The organism is Kistimonas asteriae (genome assembly GCF_018263925.1).
GTDB classification, from domain to species: Bacteria; Pseudomonadota; Gammaproteobacteria; order Pseudomonadales; family Endozoicomonadaceae; genus Kistimonas; species Kistimonas asteriae.
Map to the genome: position 1 here is coordinate 58,402 of NZ_JAEVHF010000010.1, position 16,387 is coordinate 74,788.

Consider the following 16,387-nt stretch of genomic DNA (forward strand, 5'->3'; position numbering starts at 1 on the left):
ACTTCGCCTCATGGAAAGAGGAATGCATCATCACCAAAAAACCTGCAAATCGTATGAAATCAAAGCATAATAGCTCATAGTCTGTTACTTGGACGTTATGACTAATAAATCGTTCCCTCTCTGTCAGGAACGTTATACTGATTGACCAGTCCAATAATTATTAATGGGGAAATCAGGAGCTACACGCTTGAATAATCAAAGCCAATCGGAATCCGTTAGGGGACAGATTGTCACTGACGCACAGGGGCGTGAGTCAATGGTGTCCGGTGCATTGGCTATCCCTGAATCGGTGCGAATGCTGCCTTTCGCCTTTGCACGACGCCACAACCTGGTGCTTGATGAGGAAAGCGGGCAACCTGTGTTGCTCATGCTGAATGTGCCATCGGTCGAGCTGCTTGCTGAAGTACGCCGCTTCTGTGGCAGTCCTTTACAGTACCGTCAACTGGACCAGGATGCTTTTGCTGCCGTGATGTCCCGCTGTTATCACGAAAACAGCTCGGATGCCCTGCAGCATGTGGCCGGGATTGGTGATGACCCTGACCTGGTGAGCCTGGCGGATGCAGTACCTGAGACAGAAGATCTCCTGGAACAGTCGGACGATGCGCCCGTCATTAAATTGATTAATGCGCTTTTGACTGAAGCGATTAAGGAAGGCGCTTCTGACATTCATATTGAAACGTTTGAATCCCGCTTGGTGGCGCGATTCCGTGTGGATGGTGTTTTACGGGAAATTCTCTCGCTCAAACGGAATCTGGCGGCACTGCTGGTATCCCGAATCAAGGTTATGGCGCGGCTGGATATTGCAGAAAAGCGTATCCCTCAAGATGGTCGAATTTCGCTACGGGTAGCGGGTAAAGAAGTTGATGTCCGGGTATCCACGCTACCTTCGAGTAATGGTGAGCGGGTTGTACTCCGGCTGTTGGATAAAGCGGCAGGTCGCCTCCGTCTGGAGCATCTGGGTATGCGACAGGCGGTGATGTCAACGATACAGCAAATGTTGGCCCAGCCCCATGGCATTATTCTGGTGACCGGCCCGACGGGATCTGGAAAAACGACATCGCTCTATGCGGGCCTTTCGTCACTTAATGACAGTTGCCGTAATATTCTCACGGTAGAGGACCCCATTGAATATAACCTGGAAGGTATTGGTCAGACCCAGGTGAATACCAAGGTGGATATGACGTTTGCCCGTGGTCTGCGGGCTATTTTGCGTCAGGATCCGGATGTTGTGATGGTGGGGGAAATTCGTGATACGGAAACGGCTGAAATTGCTGTCCAGGCCAGTCTGACCGGCCACCTGGTCCTTTCCACCCTGCATACCAATACCGCGATCGGCGCCATCACACGTCTTCACGATATGGGTATTGAGCCGTTCCTGTTGTCATCCAGTTTGATAGGGGTTATAGCGCAGCGGTTGGTCAGGATTCTCTGTACCCATTGCCGTCAACCGTATGTGGCAGATGAAGTGGAATGCCATCAGCTGGAGGTGGATCCTGCCAATCCGCCCACGCTTTACCATGCGACGGGGTGCAGTGAGTGTAAACACAATGGTTATCGGGGGCGTACGGGTATTTATGAAGTGGTCTCTATTGATGATGAGGTCCGGCGGATGATTCATCGCGAAGCCGGCGAGCAGACGATTAATGATTATGTGCGTCGAACGCTGCCCAGCATACGGGCGGATGGCCGGGAAAAAGTGCTGGCCGGTGTCACCACGCTTGAAGAAGTACTCAGGGTTACCCGTCAGGATTAACAGGCCGGAGGGCGTGGAAGCACATAATGTCTGCGTATGAATATCTGGCGCTGGATGAAAATGGCGCCCAGCAGCGGGGTACCCTTGAGGCGGATAGTCAGCGCCAGGTCAGGCAGGTATTGCGTGATCGGGAGTGGACACCATTGCAGGTTGATGCAGTGGCAGAACATAAAACCCGTCAAGGTGCTGCGAGTTTTCAGGGTATTGGGCGAGGTATGTCGGCCTCGCAGCTGGCATTGATCACGCGTCAATTTGCCACTTTGATCCAGGCGGCCATGCCGATTGAGGAAGCGTTAAGAGCGGTTGCTGCACAGCAGGAAAAACGGCGCCTGAAAAACATGTTGCTGGCCATCCGCTCAAGAGTGTTGGAAGGTTTTACCCTGGCCCAGAGTATGGATGCTTTTCCCAATCATTTTCCGCATATGTACCGTGCCACTATCGCTGCCGGTGAGCATGCGGGTTACCTGGACAAGGTCCTGAATCAGCTGGCTGATCATACTGAGCAGCGCATGCAGTCACGCCAGAAGGTCCAGCTCGCGCTCTTATATCCGGTGATACTGATGCTGGCCTGCGTGGCTATCGTCAGCTTCCTGCTGGGCTATGTGGTGCCGGATGTGATCAAGGTCTTTGTCGACAGTGGGCAGGCTTTACCCCTGGTGACCCGGGGGTTAATTGCCGTCAGTGAGGGGTTTCAACAATATTGGCCGTGGATGGCGTGTGCTGGCGTGCTACTGTTTTTTGCCGTGCGGTATGCCCTGGCAAAGCCCGATGTTCGGTTGCGCTGGGATCGGCGGCTTATGGGTTTGCCGGTTATCGGGCGTTTCAGCCGGGCGCTGAATACTGCCCAGTTTGCCGGAACATTGAGTATTTTGACCCGTAGCGGTGTCTCACTGGTGGATGCATTGATGATTGCGGCCCAAGTGGTGGGTAATGAAGCCATGAAAGCCTCGGTGAAAACAGTGGCAAGGAAGGTCAGTGAAGGGAGCAGCCTGCACCGGGCATTGGAGGAGGCGGGCTATTTCCCACCGCTGATGTTGCATATGATTGCCAGTGGTGAGGCAACCGGTGAACTGGAAGTGATGCTGGACCGTACGGCTGACAACCAGCAGATGGAGCTGGAAAACCGTATGGCCATGCTGGTCGGACTGTTCGAGCCCCTGATGCTGGTCGTGATGGGCGGCGTGGTGCTGGTAATAGTATTGGCGATTTTGCTGCCAATTTTGAATATGAATACATTGATTGGGTAATCGGTGTCAGGAGGTAGAGAAGTGATGCAGGACAGGCGGCAGGGTGGTTTTACACTCATAGAAATTATGGTGGTGGTAGTCATTCTGGGTATTCTGGCGGCGCTGGTCGTGCCCACGATTATGAGCCGGCCGGATCAGGCCAAGGCGACGGTGGCCCGGACAGACGTCAATGCCATAGCCAGCGCCCTGGAAATGTACCGGCTGGATAATGGCTTTTATCCGAGTACCGAGCAGGGGCTGGATGCACTGGTGAAGGAGCCTTCCGGCAGTCCGGAGCCACGGCGCTGGAATCCGGATGGTTACCTGCCCAAGGTGCCGGTCGATCCCTGGGGGCATCCTTACCAGTATGAAGTGCCTGGTACGCATAATGCCCGCAGCTTTGATGTTTATTCACTCGGAGCGGATGGCCGAGTCGGTGGCGACGGCATTAATGCCGAAATAGGTAACTGGGAAGAATAGTGTGCATCAGGCGGCCAGAAACAGGGGCTTTACGCTGATTGAGATACTGGTGGTCATATTGATCATCGGGATTATTCTGGGCGTTACACTCCTCGCTCCCCGGTCGTCAGGACCAGCACAGGTCTTGCAGGATGAGTCTCAGCGGTTACAACTGTTAATGGAGCAGGCCCGGGATCGTGCATTGCTCGATGGCCAGGAGTATGGACTTTCTGCCACGGATGACGGTTATTACTGGTGGCGCTGGTCACGGGATGATGAGGCATGGCGAAAATATGAAGATGCACACTACAGACCGCATCAGTTATCGAATCGTATCCGGATGGACGTGATAGAACCGGTGCCGTCGAATTTGTCCGGTAACGAGCAGAAACCACTCATCGTCATGTTCAGTGACGGCTTGATTTCTCCGTTTCAACTGAACCTGTATAGCGAGATAGATCGACAGCATACCATTCAGCTGTCATCTGATGGTTTGTCTGCGGTGTCAATGCCATGAGAAAGAACCAGGGCTTGGTGATAAAAGGAAAAAACGGTTGATGCGGCGCACATCAGGATTCACGCTGCTTGAGGTCATGATTGCGCTGGTCATCTTTGCCGTGGCGGCCTCAGCCTTGTTGCTCTCTGACGGGAATGCCGTGAAACGAACGGCACAGATACAGGATCGGGTCGTAGCTAACTGGCTGGCGGATCAGGCGATCAACCACTTTTATCAAGATGCGGATAACCTGCAGGTCGGCAGTTTCGGCGGACCTCAGGTGATGTCAGGGCGGGACTGGTATGTGCAGAGTGATGTGATTGAAACCGACAAAGCGGGCTTTTACCGGGTGGAAGTGGCCGTTTTTGCGGGTAATCAGCTGCCTGAAAACAAGAAGGAGGCAATATGGGGTCTAACCGGATTCCTGCACAAGCCCCTTCGCTGAGGCGGTCAGGCGGTTTTACATTACTGGAGTTGTTGATAGCGATTGCCATTTTTGCGCTCATTGCCACAGCCTGCTATCGCCTGCTGAAATCCGTTACCCAGATGCAGGAATCATCGATTGCCGTTTGGGATAATATCGGCGTTATGCAGCGTGCCAGGCTGGTTTTGGAAAAAGACCTGTTGCAGCTTGCGATTCGTCCGATAAAAGATGAGTTTGGTCAGCGTCAATCCGCCATGGTGGCGGGTCAGGACGGTAAATTGCTCGAATTCACGCGTTCGGGTTGGCGTAATATTACCGGGGATCTACGCAGTGATCTGCAGCGGGTGTCCTATGAGCTGACTGACCGCCAGTTGGTTCGACGCTATTGGCCGGTACTGGATCGAGGCATATCCCAGGAACCCCAGCGTCAGGTGCTGATGGAGGATGTGGATGCTATTCGCTTCCGTTTTCGTGACAGTCGGAAGCGCTGGCATAAAACATGGCCACCACAATCAGAGAAACAAAGTCTGCGTCCTTATCTATTGCCGGCGCTGGTTGAAGTCGTCATTGAGCATCCTGAGTATGGTTACATCAGAATGCAGTTGCCGGGTGTCAGTTACGAAACTCAACTGCAAACGGGGCAGACGCCACCATCACCCAATAATGGGGGGAGTGGTTGATGAGGGTGCCTGGTGGGAATAGTCGTGTAAGAACCCGTGAATCCGGTGTCGCATTGATTTTTGTGCTCCTGATTTTTGCCATTATTGCCGTTGTGGCAGCAGGTATTGGGACAAGGCTTTATCACAATACGGAGAAGCAGTCGCGCTATCTGCAGTATGTTCAGGCTAAGCACTACGCCCTTGGTGCTGAACACTATGTGGCGTTATTGTTAGAAGAAGATAAAAAAAATGACAAAAAAGGGGGGAAGCCTGTCGACCACTGGTTTGAACCCTGGGCTGATGCCAATGACCGCTTTGACGTTGCCGAAGGTGAGATTGCTATTCAGGTACTGGATGATCAGGGCCGCTTTAACCTGAACCTTCTGGCAGATGGGCAGAGTAAGGAGATTCTGGAAACACTGGTCAGGATTCTGTCTTACGAAAAAATCGACCCAAGACTGGCGTATCGTATCAGGGATTGGATTGATGCCGGGCAGGAGGTCTCGGGCAGTGGTGCGGAAGACAGTCTCTACCTGACGGCGTCTCCCCCCTACAGAACCGGTGATACCTTGATGGCTTCGGTATCGGAATTGAAGTTGTTGCAGATATTAACGCCTGATGAATATGCACGGTTGTTGCCCCATGTCACGGTACTGCCGGACAGCAAGGCAGGCTTGAATGCCAATACGATGACGGCCACGGTTTTCCAAAATCTGTCTGACCGGCTCAGTGAATCGGATGCCAAAGCGTTTATTGATGGACGGGGGCGTGATGGTTTTGCTGATATCGATACCTTCAAGAAGCATCCCCTCATTAAGGGGAAGGTAGACGAAAATGTGATCAAAAAACTGAACCTTGATGTGAAAAGTCGTTTCTTCAGCGTCTATATCAAGGCGGTTTACCGCGATGTGACGTTTTATCTCCATTCCCGGCTTGCCAGGGATGATGAAGGCAAAGTGGCCGTCATAGGTCGAGAACTGGATGTGTCCCCGAAGTGGGTTGCAGCCCTGCGTGAGTCGGTGAGGTGATTGATGAATCAGGAACTTGTCATTCGTATCATGCCATCTGTGCATGGAGAAGGCGCCACTTCCCCTGTTCAGTGGATGGTGAGAGGGCAAGCGTCAGACGATGAGGCGACCATCCGGCAGGGCAGTCTTCCTGATCTTCAGGTCTGGGCTGAACAGGTGCAACAAGAGGTACCAGAGCAGTGGCCAGAGCAGATCACGGTGTTATTGCCCGGAACCCTGACCGGTCTCCAGCGTTTGCCGGTGACATCGGCCCAGAAAAAACACCTGCAGCAGGCGCTACCTTATCTGGTTGAGGAAAACCTGATTGGCAATGTTGAAGAGCAGCATATCGTCGGTTTGCCGGAAGCCGGGCATGACAGTGTGCTGGTCGGGCATCTTCCGGTAGCTGATATGCAGGAATTGATGGATACATTCGCTGAAAGTGGCATCGCGCCCGTCAGTGTTGTGTCTGAGAATGGCCTTTGGCATACCGATGAAAAAACGATCATGCTGCTGTTTGAGCAGGGAATGGTGACGATTGCCTCCCATGAAAAACCGGCGCAGACCGTGGATCGTGATGCATTATCTTTATTGCTCGGCCAGTATCTTCATCATGATGTCGTTAAGCAGGGCGCAGCGGTGCAGGTCGATGACGATAAGGACACGTCAGAGCCGGAGAATGTGATCACCACAATAAAGGTACTTTCCGAGCACAATGAAAGTGATACGGATATTGCTCTGATTACGGGATTGGCAGGGGACGGCGTCACCATTGAGCATCAGGGAGTCAATGGTGGCAGCGTATTATCGGCGCTCGCGTCATTGTTGTCTGAGCAGCGCAGGGCAAGAGCGCTGGTGGAATTTCGCAGTGGTGCCTTCAAATGCCCCCGGAAGGCGGGCAAGCGCTGGCGGCAGTGGCGTCCTGTGGCCTGGGTTGCAGGGGTATGGCTGGCACTGGAATTTGTGTTTTACGTGGGGCAGGGGGTCTGGTTTCAGTCTCAGGCAGCCCATTATTATGCCCAGAACTATGCACTTTATAAGGAAATCAATCCGGGCGACCGGTCGGTGGTGGATGTCAGAAACCGCTTTAACAGTTTGTTAAAACGGGCTGGCACCGCACAAGCAGACAATGGCTTCCTGCTGGTCTTGAATACCCTGTCCAGGGTCAGTGCTCAGGCATCGGCAAAAGGGGTCGAGCCGAAAAGTCTGGATTTTAATGAGAGTGGTGATGGGGTGACACTGAATGTCGCGGCCGCGAGTTTTGAGGCCGTCAACCGTTACCTGGAAGCGCTGCGTGAAGCTGGTTTGAAGGCGACGATGGAAACCGCGAACCAGGAAGGGGATACGGTGGTTGCCCGGCTCAGTATGAAGTCGTCATAGCGACATGTTGAGGTTCATAAGTTAAGTCGATTCACTGGTAAGGATTAAACGTCATCATGGGTAAATTGACCGATGCATTAGCCCCTTATCTGGAGCGATTGCGGGATTATTATTCGCAACTGTCCAGCCGTGATCAGCGGGCGCTGCTTGCGCTATCGATTTTTTTTACGGTGCTGTTTGTCTATTTTGCGATCTGGCACCCCATCGCCAGCTGGTCAACCAAACAGCGTGATGATTATCTCTACGAAAAAGAAACGCAGGCATTGATGGTGGCTAACCAGGCTCGGGCAAGATCCGTAGTGACAACCTCTTCACAGTCAGCCCCAACGAAAGATGCCGCGTCAGTGATTGCGTCGTCCGGTAAGCGCTCAGGTCTGACCCTGACCCGTGTGCAGCCAGCCCGACAGGGGGTGTCGGTATGGATTGATGAGGTGCCTTACCAGAAGCTGTTGGGATGGTTGATTGACATGAACGAAAAAGAACACCTGCAGATTCGTCAGATTCGTATAGATCGAACAGAGCAAGACGGTGTTGTCAAAGTGTTTATGCGTTTGTCCTATTAGCGTGAACATAATGATGCTGTCGTCTTTTTCTGTGAGAAGGCATTGACCTGCACCAGTAAATCTGTAGAATGCGCTTCCCGTAGCCACTTGCAGACGTCAGTGACAACCTTCTCTGAGAAGGCGGCGTTTGAAAGCGTGTTGGGTGATTAGCTCAGCTGGGAGAGCATCTGCCTTACAAGCAGAGGGTCGGCGGTTCGATCCCGTCATCACCCACCAATACAAGTGCTGCAAAAGAAGCGGACCGGTAGTTCAGTTGGTTAGAATGCCGGCCTGTCACGCCGGAGGTCGCGGGTTCGAGCCCCGTCCGGTCCGCCAGTTTAAAAAGCCTGCAATCATTGGTTGCAGGCTTTTTTATTATCGTCATTACGCGGTCGTCGTGTATCCCTTTCTCTTGTCCAGTCTGATATTCTTGCTCCCTTTATCCAACAGCGGAGCAGTCGAATGTCCCAATACGAAACCCACGAGCAGCAGGCCAGTTACGGTATCGGTCGTCAGATGGGTGACCAGCTGGCCAGTCAGAGCTTTGCCGGGCTGTCCATTGAGGCTGTTCAGCAAGGGCTGGGCGATGCACTGCGTGGGGAAGGCTGGGCTGTTGATCCAGCGTTGGTAAAGGAAGCGTTTTCCGTGATCAGCCAGAAAATGCAAGCTGAGCATGAAGAGAAAGCCAAGGTGTTAATGGCCGAAGGTGAAGCCTACCTGGCAGAAAACGCCAAGCGCGATACCGTTAAAGTGACTGAGTCCGGCCTGCAGTATGAAATTATTGTAGAAGGTGAGGGTCCGCAGGCATCACGTGATAATACCGTGCGTGTTCATTACCATGGCATGCTGGTGGATGGGACCGTGTTCGACAGTTCTGTATCCCGTGGTGAGCCAGCAGAGTTTCCGGTGACCGGTGTGATCGCCGGCTGGATTGAAGCGCTGCAGATGATGCGTGTAGGCGACAAGTACAAGCTGCACATTCCTCATAACCTGGCGTATGGCGAACGTGGTGCGGGTGGCGCTATCCCTCCGTATGCTGCCCTGGTGTTTGATGTTGAACTGCTCGATATCGTTGCCTGATCGCGAACCCTCCTATCGATTCCGGCGGCCAACCTGATGTTGGCGCCGGAATTCTCCCGGTGTCATACCACTCCACCGTTTAAATGCACGCTGGAAGGCTTCCGTTGACGAAAAGCCTGTCATGAAGGCAATTTCTGACAGGGCATAATCTGACTCTTTCAGCCAGGCGCTGGCCAATGATTCCCGGGTTTCATCCAGAAGCTGCTTAAAACTGGTTGCTTCTTCCTGCAGTTTGCGTCGCAAGGTCCATGCCGGCAGGTGCAATTTTTCTGCAACATCATCCAGCCCCGGCGTGGTATCCGGTAGTAATGAGGCGATGATCTGGGCCGTTTTGCTCCGATAGCTGTTCCACTCTGCTAGATTGTGAAGGCGTTGTTCGCACTGGGTGAGAAAGACCGTGTGATCGGCCAGGTTGGCAAACAAGCAGGGGGTCGAAGATGTCTTTGATCCCAGTATCAGTTGGTTGTGCGGTTGGCCAAAGAGCACCGGCAGGTTAAAGGCTTCAACATAGGCTGCCACGTAATGGGGGGCCGGAAATTCAAAATGGATTTCTCTGATAAGGTTGTCTGCGCCAGTTAGCAATGCACATAACTGGTGCCAGCTACTCAGTACGCTATCAACGACAAATCGGTTGTATTCGTTATAAGGCGCTATAGAGTAAAACCGAAGGATACTGGCGCCTGACGTTTCCAGGTAACGGGACTGTCCACGGATATTGCGGCCGTATAAGGGCTCGAGTTTTACCAGTAATGACAGGGCGGCTCCCAATGTGTCTGCGGTCATGGCGGTATAACCACATAATCCCAGCCCGTGCAGGCGGCTGTGTTCACCGGCTTTCAGGCCCAGTGCAGGATTGCCCGTCAGTTCGATCAGGGCGTGACCGAGCCGCATGAATCGTCCAATGGACATCCAGTGGTGCTGGTTGCTGAGTTGTTCTGGTGTAATACTGAACCGTTCAAGCACCGGTGACGGATCGTATCCACTGCTGCGAACTGCGTTCAGCAGGGGCAGGGTAAAATTCAGCGACAGCTCACCCAGCTTCATCGTTTAATGTACATCCACGGTCAGTGATTTGTTGTTTTCGGTCATTGTTTCGGTATGTCCTTACGATTACTGTCGTCTGGACAATAACCTGAATTCTAAACCGTGAATAACGGCGGACAAACCCTCGTGAGCATAACGGGCACATTGAACATCATCAATGCGGCTTGATCACGAATAACAACAGATAATGCCGCCTGCTGATGAGTGAGGAGAATCGTATGTCAGGACACGACAAATACCCGCACCTGCTGGTGCCGCTGGATCTTGGTTTCACTACGTTGCGTAACCGGACCCTGATGGGATCCATGCATACCGGGCTTGAAGAGCGCCCGAAAGGATTTGAGCGCCTTGCTGAATTCTATGCGGAGCGCGCCCGTGGCGGGGTTGGTCTCATTGTTACCGGCGGTATTGGGCCGAATGCCGAAGGCGCCGTGGCCATGGGTGCAGCCAAGCTGAATACGGAAGAAGAAGCGGAAGAGCACCGGGTTGTGACGGAAGCTGTCCATAAGGAAGGCGGCAAGATCTGCATGCAAATTCTCCATGCCGGTCGTTACGCCTATAGCCCTAAAAGTGTTGCCCCTTCCGCTGTGCAAGCGCCTATCAATCCGTTCAAACCCCATGAATTGTCGGAAGAGGAAATCGAAGAGCAGATTCAGGATTTCATCAATTGCGCTGCACTCGCGCAGAAAGCCGGCTACGACGGTGTTGAGATCATGGGGTCTGAAGGGTATTTCATTAACCAGTTCATTGCCGAGCGGGTCAACAAGCGAACCGATCGTTGGGGTGGCAGTTATGAAAACCGTATCCGCTTGCCCCTTGAAATCATTCGTCGAGTGCGCGAACGGGTAGGGACGGATTTCATCATTATCTATCGTCTTTCCATGCTGGATCTGGTGGAAGGCGGTAGTGTCTGGGATGAAATTGTCACGCTGGCCAGGAAAGTCGAAGAAGCTGGCGCCACCTTGATCAATACCGGGATTGGCTGGCACGAAGCCCGTATCCCGACCATTGCTACCATGGTGCCTCGGGCGGCCTTTACGGATGTAACCGCGAAGTTGAAAGGGGAAGTCGGTATTCCGCTGGTAACGACCAACCGTATCAATACACCGGATGTGGCAGAAGAAGTGCTCGCCAAGGGGCAGGCTGATATGGTCTCCATGGCGCGTCCGTTCCTGGCGGATGGTGAATTTGTTATCAAGGCAGCGCAGGATCGTGCAGATGAAATTAATACCTGCATCGGCTGTAATCAGGCTTGTCTGGACCATACTTTCCAGGCCAAGCTGACCAGTTGTCTGGTCAATCCCAGGGCCTGCCATGAAACGGAACTGAATTATATTCCGCTAAAACAGGAAGAAACCCGCAAGAAAATTGCCGTAGTAGGTGCCGGTCCTGCGGGACTCGCCTTTGCTACCGTTGCGGCCGAACGTGGACATGCAGTGACTCTGTTTGACCAGGCCGATGAGGTTGGTGGTCAGTTCAATGTAGCCAAACGGATTCCCGGCAAGGAAGAGTTTTATGAAACCCTGCGTTACTTCCGTCGTCGTATTGAGCTGACGGGCGTTAACCTGCAGTTGGGTCAGAAAGTGAAGGCCGGTGATTTGCTGGGTATCGGGTTTGATGAGGTGGTTTTGGCGACGGGTATCGTACCGAGAACGCCGGCCGTTGATGGTATTGATCATGAGAAGGTGCTGGGTTACCTGGATGTTTTGAAGCATGGCAAGCCAGTTGGTAAGAATGTGGCCATTATCGGCGCTGGTGGTATCGGCTTTGATGTGGCGGAGTTCGTCACTCACGAAGGTCAGTCCAGCAGCCTGAGTAAGGAAGCCTTCTTTAAAGAATGGGGTATCGACAAGGACTTTAATGTTCGCGGCGGTGTCGAAGGGGTGCGGCAGCAATTGCCGGAATCCCCGCGCCAGGTGTTCCTGCTGCAGCGTAAGAAGAGCAAGGTCGGACAGAATCTGGGCAAAACCACCGGTTGGATCCACCGGGCAACCCTTAAACATAAGGGGGTAATGATGCTCAATAAAGTTGAGTACCAGAAAGTGGATGATGAAGGATTACATATCGTTCAGGATGGCGAAGCCAAGGTGCTACCGGTCGATACCATTATCGTATGTGCTGGTCAGGAGCCACTGCGCGAGTTGCAGGCTGAGATCGAATCAGCCGGTGTGCCCGTGCATTTGATCGGTGGAGCCGATGAGGCGGGCGAGCTGGATGCCAAGCGTGCCATTGACCAGGGCTCTCGTCTGGCTTCTGTGATCTGATCCGCCCATGTTGTCCAATAGAGCGCCCCTGCAGCAAAGCTGCAGGGGCGCTTTTTTGCGTCTGGATTTTTTGCAGATCCTTTCTAGCGAGAAAAAAACACCAGCCTATTTGCCATCTTGTTCTGACATTTCCACGGCATAGAGGCGATCTGCATCACACTCCTCTCTATTCACTGAAATACTTTTGTAATTGTTGTTGACACGACATTGAGAGGGCGATTAGTTTAGGTGTCAATATATTTCATCCGTTGAAATATATATCAGAAAGGCGGCAGTAAAACGAAATCAGTGTTATTGACCACTGTAACTCATGTGCTGAGGGGATAGTCGTCAATACACAAAAAAACACATACAAAAATAATAAGGTGTTGTGATCATGAAGAAACTGCTAGCGGGTGTATGCCTCTCGGCCATGGTGGTCTTCGGTGGTGTTCAGCAGGCCAGTGCTGAAGAGCCCATTCCTCCCTTCCGCTGTACACCCGGTGAAACCTTCTACATGAATGTCATGGTGTCCGGGGTTGAGTACTGGTTCCCGGTATATGAAATGATGAAGCAGGCGGCCCAACAGATGGGCTGCAAGACAGTCTATACCGGTACGCCGGAATATGACGTGAATAAACAATTGGCGTCGTTTGAGCAGATACTGGCCAAGAAGCCTGCCGGTATCCTGCTGCATCCCATGAATCCTGATCCTTTCATCGAGCCCATCAACCGGGCTGCCGAAATGGGGATCCCTGTTGTGACCTTTGCTGCTGATTCTCCCCAAAGTAATCGCGTATCGTTCATTACGTCGGATAATTACCGGGAAGGGCAGTACGCGGCAGATACCATTGCCAAAGATATGGGCGGCAAGGGCAAGTACGCGGTTCTGGAAAATCCCGGTCAGGATAACCATGACCGTCGTGTACAGGCTTTCATTCAGCGTATGAAGGATAAGTGGCCGGACATGGAACTGGTGTCGCGGGCCGCCAGTAATACCGATGCTGTCAAGGCGTATAACGCGCTGATGAGCATGGCACAGGGCAATCCGGACCTGGGTGCAGTTTTCATGCCGGAAGCGACGTCTGCCTTGGGTGCGGCTCAGGCTGCCAAAGAACTGGGTGGCAACATTCGTGTCTTTAATGCGGATGTGAATGCCAAGATTCTCGATATGATCAAGGCCGGTGATGTCTTTGGTGCGGTGAATCCCAATCAGGGCGTTCAGGGTTACATGGGCATGATGCTCCTGTACATGGCCAGCCGTAAGGACCAGATTGACCCCATGAACGACTATGCCCGTTCAGGCTTCAACCCGATGTCTGTTCCTTTCCTCGATAATGGGTTCTCCATTGTCTCCAAGCTGAATGCCGACGACTTCTACTGGGATAAATATCTCCAGCGTCGTGGTACTGAAGGTATCAACGAATAACCCGTCAGTGTTCTTGCAGTGAGCCGGTGCTGTTGCGGCTCTCTGTCACCTGAATGACTTAACAGGCAGTGAGGACAGGGTTATGAACCAGGATGTCATGATGGATATTTGCAATGTCCATAAATCATTTGGCGCGACCCAGGCGTTGTCAGGCGTTAATTTCACCCTGCGCAAAGGCGAGATACACGCGGTTGCTGGTGAAAATGGTGCGGGTAAATCCACGTTGATGAAAATCATTGATGGCATTCATCAGCCGGATTCAGGAACGATTCATGTCAAGGGTAAGCCGGTGGTGATCAAAGGTCCCCTGCAGGCACAGGATCTAGGTATTGGTTTTGTGCATCAGGAAATCGTGCTGTGTCCTGATGTGTCCGTGGCTGAAAATATCAATATGGCGCTGATCAACCGAAGCCAAAAGTGGTTTGTTGATTTCGGTGCGCTGAAGGCCACGGCCAAAAAATGCCTTGAGCCGATTGCACCCCATATTGACCCTGGTCAGCGGCTCGATTCCTTGAGTATTTCCGAACAGCAACTGGTTGAAATTGCCAAAGCGTTGTCGTTGAAATGTAACATCTTGATCCTTGATGAACCCACGGCAGCATTGACAGAAACTGAGTCTGAAGCGTTATTCGCTATCATGCAGTCTCTGAAACAACAGGGCATCAGTATCATCTATATTAGCCACCGAATGGCGGAGATATTTGAGCAGTGTGACCGGGTCACCGTACTTCGGGATGGGCAGTGGGTCAGTACTGATGCTGTCAGTGAAACCAGTCCTGATGAGGTTGTGAGGCGGATGGTTGGTCGTGAAATCAGTCATCTCTACCCTGAAAAGTTTTTCGGTGATCCAGGCAATTTGGAAGTGTTGCTGGAAGTCAGGCAGTTAACTGATGAAAACCGTTTTCAGGAAATTAATTTCAAACTTCATAAAGGCGAGATTCTGGGTGTTGCAGGGTTGATGGGGGCAGGGCGCAGTGAAATGGTCAAGGCGATCTGTGGTCTGCACCCCAAGACGATGGGCAAGTTTTTGCTGAAAGGTGAAGAGGTTCGAATCAGCGACTATCAGGACAGTATTGCCTGCGGTGTTGCCTACCTGTCAGAAGATCGAAAGGAAACCGGCGTCTTTCTTGACCTGTCGATTGCCGGGAATGTCTCAGTACTGAAGCTTGGACAAGTAAGTAATCGCTGGGGCGTTATCAGTAAAACCAGTGAGCAGACACAGGCGTCGCGGTTAACAGAACAGCTGCGATTGAAAAGCGCGGGTATGGATAAACCGGTTTCCTCCCTCAGTGGCGGTAACCAGCAGAAGGTTGCCATTGCCAAGATCCTGTCGATTAATCCGTCCATCATCATTATGGATGAACCGACCCGTGGAATAGACGTCGGTGCCAAGGTTGAAATTCATCAGCTGATTCGTCGTCTGGCCAATGAAGGGGTTGGCGTTATTGTCATTTCTTCCGAGCTGCCTGAAGTGGTAGGGCTTTGTGACCGGGTTATGGTTATGCATCAGGGCCAACAGCAGGGGACGCTCAGCGGCGCTGACATTACCGAAGAAAATATCATTCAGCTGGCATCAGGACTCACCACCACAACAGGGCTGGAAATCGCATGAATAACGTAGAAACCAACCCGTCACCGGTACTTCAATCCCGTACGACTTCCGGCTTCTTTGACCGGCTGAAAGGGTTGAAGAATATGCGTGAAGCGACGTTGATTCTGATCATTGTCGCTATTTTTATCGGCATGAGCTTTGCGTCACCCTATTTTCTGACCTGGCACAACATGAAGGCGATGATGCTTTCCTTCTCCACGGAAGGGATTGTTGTGGTCGGTATGACTGTGTTGATCATTGTTGGCGGGATTGATTTGTCCGTTGGGGCGGTGATGTGCCTGGCCATGGTCATTGCCGGCAAGCTATTCCTGATGGGTATGAATCCGTGGTTGGCCAGCCTGATCAGTATTGGCTGCTGTTCATTCGCGGGTTACCTGATGGGTTTGACTGTGACCCGTATCGGACTGCATACCTTTATAGCCTCTTTGGCGCTGATGGGGATAGCCCGCGGTCTCAGTATGACCATTACCCAGGGGACGCCGCTTTCCCTGTTCACTCTTCCGCCGTCGTTTAAGTTTATTGGTCAGGGAACCGTGTTCGGGGTGCCTTTCGTGATTATCATCTTTTTTGTGGTGATAGTGATCAGCGACTATCTCCTGCGCCATGCGGCAGCCTTCAGAAAGGTGTTTTACACCGGCAGCAATGAAAAGGCAGCGGAATATTCCGGCATCAATGTTAATCGTGTGAAGCTGGGCGCTATCGTACTCTGTACGACGTTGGCTGGATTTGCCGGCATTATCTACATGTCCAAGTTTGGCGCAGCGACACCCAATTTTGGTGTAGGACTGGAATTGAATATCATTGCCGCAGCTGTCATTGGTGGCGCCAGCCTGAAAGGGGGTGAAGGCAGTGTGCTGGGTGCCATTCTGGGTATTGCACTGCTGTCGATCGTGTCCAGTTCCCTGATTCTGCTCAACGTCTCTGTTTACTGGCAGGACCTGATCAAGGGCGCCATCCTGTTGCTGGCCGTTTCCATTGACCAGATTTTACATAACCGGCGGAGCTGCGCTGCAAGCTAACCCTTCTTTGCAGA

15 protein-coding genes and 2 tRNA genes are annotated in these 16,387 nt (G+C 52.4%); 16 read left to right on the top strand and 1 reads right to left on the bottom strand.

The features are described from left to right. The first annotated feature begins 256 nt into the window (after positions 1-256). The 12 genes from gspE (at position 257) to bamJ (ending at position 9,026) form a co-directional block, all read left to right on the top strand. Complete coding sequence (gene gspE, locus KHS78_RS12450; RefSeq protein ID WP_211828900.1) at positions 257-1,753, top strand: type II secretion system ATPase GspE; 1,497 nt, start codon at positions 257-259, stop codon at positions 1,751-1,753. A gap of 26 nt (positions 1,754-1,779) precedes the next feature. Continuing rightward, a complete protein-coding gene (gene gspF / locus KHS78_RS12455) occupies positions 1,780-3,000 on the top strand; it encodes a type II secretion system inner membrane protein GspF (RefSeq protein WP_211828796.1) in 1,221 nt (406 codons plus the stop codon). Positions 3,001-3,024: 24 nt separating this feature from the next. Next, positions 3,025-3,459, top strand: coding sequence for a type II secretion system major pseudopilin GspG (gspG, locus tag KHS78_RS12460; protein ID WP_211828901.1), 435 nt, complete (start codon positions 3,025-3,027; stop codon positions 3,457-3,459). 1 nt (position 3,460) lies between these two features. Then, complete coding sequence (gene gspH, locus KHS78_RS12465; protein ID WP_211828797.1) at positions 3,461-3,955, top strand: type II secretion system minor pseudopilin GspH; 495 nt, start codon at positions 3,461-3,463, stop codon at positions 3,953-3,955. A gap of 40 nt (positions 3,956-3,995) precedes the next feature. Then, positions 3,996-4,379, top strand: a complete 384-nt coding sequence (gspI, locus tag KHS78_RS12470; protein WP_211828798.1) for a type II secretion system minor pseudopilin GspI — start codon at positions 3,996-3,998, stop codon at positions 4,377-4,379. Beyond that, a complete protein-coding gene (gene gspJ / locus KHS78_RS12475) occupies positions 4,340-5,038 on the top strand; it encodes a type II secretion system minor pseudopilin GspJ (protein ID WP_211828799.1) in 699 nt (232 codons plus the stop codon). The genes gspI and gspJ overlap by 40 nt, the downstream gene beginning before the upstream one ends. After that, the gene (gspK, locus tag KHS78_RS12480) at positions 5,038-6,045 is read left to right on the top strand and encodes a type II secretion system minor pseudopilin GspK (RefSeq protein WP_211828800.1); all 1,008 of its coding nucleotides are present in this window, start codon (positions 5,038-5,040) and stop codon (positions 6,043-6,045) included. The genes gspJ and gspK overlap by 1 nt, the downstream gene beginning before the upstream one ends. Positions 6,046-6,048: 3 nt before the next feature. Beyond that, positions 6,049-7,404, top strand: coding sequence for a type II secretion system protein GspL (gene gspL / locus KHS78_RS12485; RefSeq protein ID WP_211828801.1), 1,356 nt, complete (start codon positions 6,049-6,051; stop codon positions 7,402-7,404). 56 nt (positions 7,405-7,460) lie between these two features. After that, on the top strand, positions 7,461-7,967 hold the full coding sequence (gspM, locus tag KHS78_RS12490) for a type II secretion system protein GspM (protein WP_211828802.1): 507 nt from the start codon (positions 7,461-7,463) through the stop codon (positions 7,965-7,967). Between the two features lie 140 nt (positions 7,968-8,107). Next, positions 8,108-8,183, top strand: a tRNA-Val gene (locus KHS78_RS12495). 22 nt (positions 8,184-8,205) lie between these two features. After that, a tRNA-Asp gene (locus tag KHS78_RS12500) sits at positions 8,206-8,282 on the top strand. A 126-nt stretch (positions 8,283-8,408) separates the two neighbouring features. Beyond that, positions 8,409-9,026 carry a BamJ family beta-barrel-assembly machinery protein gene (gene bamJ, locus KHS78_RS12505; RefSeq protein WP_211828803.1) on the top strand — a complete coding sequence of 206 codons (618 nt, stop codon included), beginning with the start codon at positions 8,409-8,411 and terminating at the stop codon, positions 9,024-9,026. A 12-nt stretch (positions 9,027-9,038) separates the two neighbouring features. On the opposite strand, the gene KHS78_RS12510 is transcribed toward bamJ, so the two are convergent. Then, positions 9,039-10,070, bottom strand: coding sequence for an AraC family transcriptional regulator (locus KHS78_RS12510; protein WP_211828804.1), 1,032 nt, complete (start codon positions 10,068-10,070; stop codon positions 9,039-9,041). Positions 10,071-10,288: 218 nt separating this feature from the next. Here KHS78_RS12510 and KHS78_RS12515 point away from each other — a divergent pair, with 218 nt between their 5' ends. The 4 genes from KHS78_RS12515 to KHS78_RS12530 all read left to right on the top strand — a co-directional run bounded on the left by KHS78_RS12515 (position 10,289) and on the right by KHS78_RS12530 (position 16,373). Beyond that, positions 10,289-12,334: an NADPH-dependent 2,4-dienoyl-CoA reductase gene (locus tag KHS78_RS12515; RefSeq protein WP_211828805.1), complete on the top strand. Its 2,046-nt coding sequence runs from the start codon at positions 10,289-10,291 to the stop codon at positions 12,332-12,334. Between the two features lie 376 nt (positions 12,335-12,710). After that, positions 12,711-13,742 carry a substrate-binding domain-containing protein gene (locus KHS78_RS12520; RefSeq protein WP_211828806.1) on the top strand — a complete coding sequence of 344 codons (1,032 nt, stop codon included), beginning with the start codon at positions 12,711-12,713 and terminating at the stop codon, positions 13,740-13,742. 82 nt (positions 13,743-13,824) lie between these two features. Then, the gene (locus KHS78_RS12525) at positions 13,825-15,354 is read left to right on the top strand and encodes a sugar ABC transporter ATP-binding protein (RefSeq protein WP_211828807.1); all 1,530 of its coding nucleotides are present in this window, start codon (positions 13,825-13,827) and stop codon (positions 15,352-15,354) included. Further along, positions 15,351-16,373: an ABC transporter permease gene (locus tag KHS78_RS12530; RefSeq protein WP_211828808.1), complete on the top strand. Its 1,023-nt coding sequence runs from the start codon at positions 15,351-15,353 to the stop codon at positions 16,371-16,373. Before KHS78_RS12525 ends, KHS78_RS12530 begins: the two co-directional genes overlap by 4 nt. The last annotated feature ends 14 nt before the right edge of the window (positions 16,374-16,387 follow it).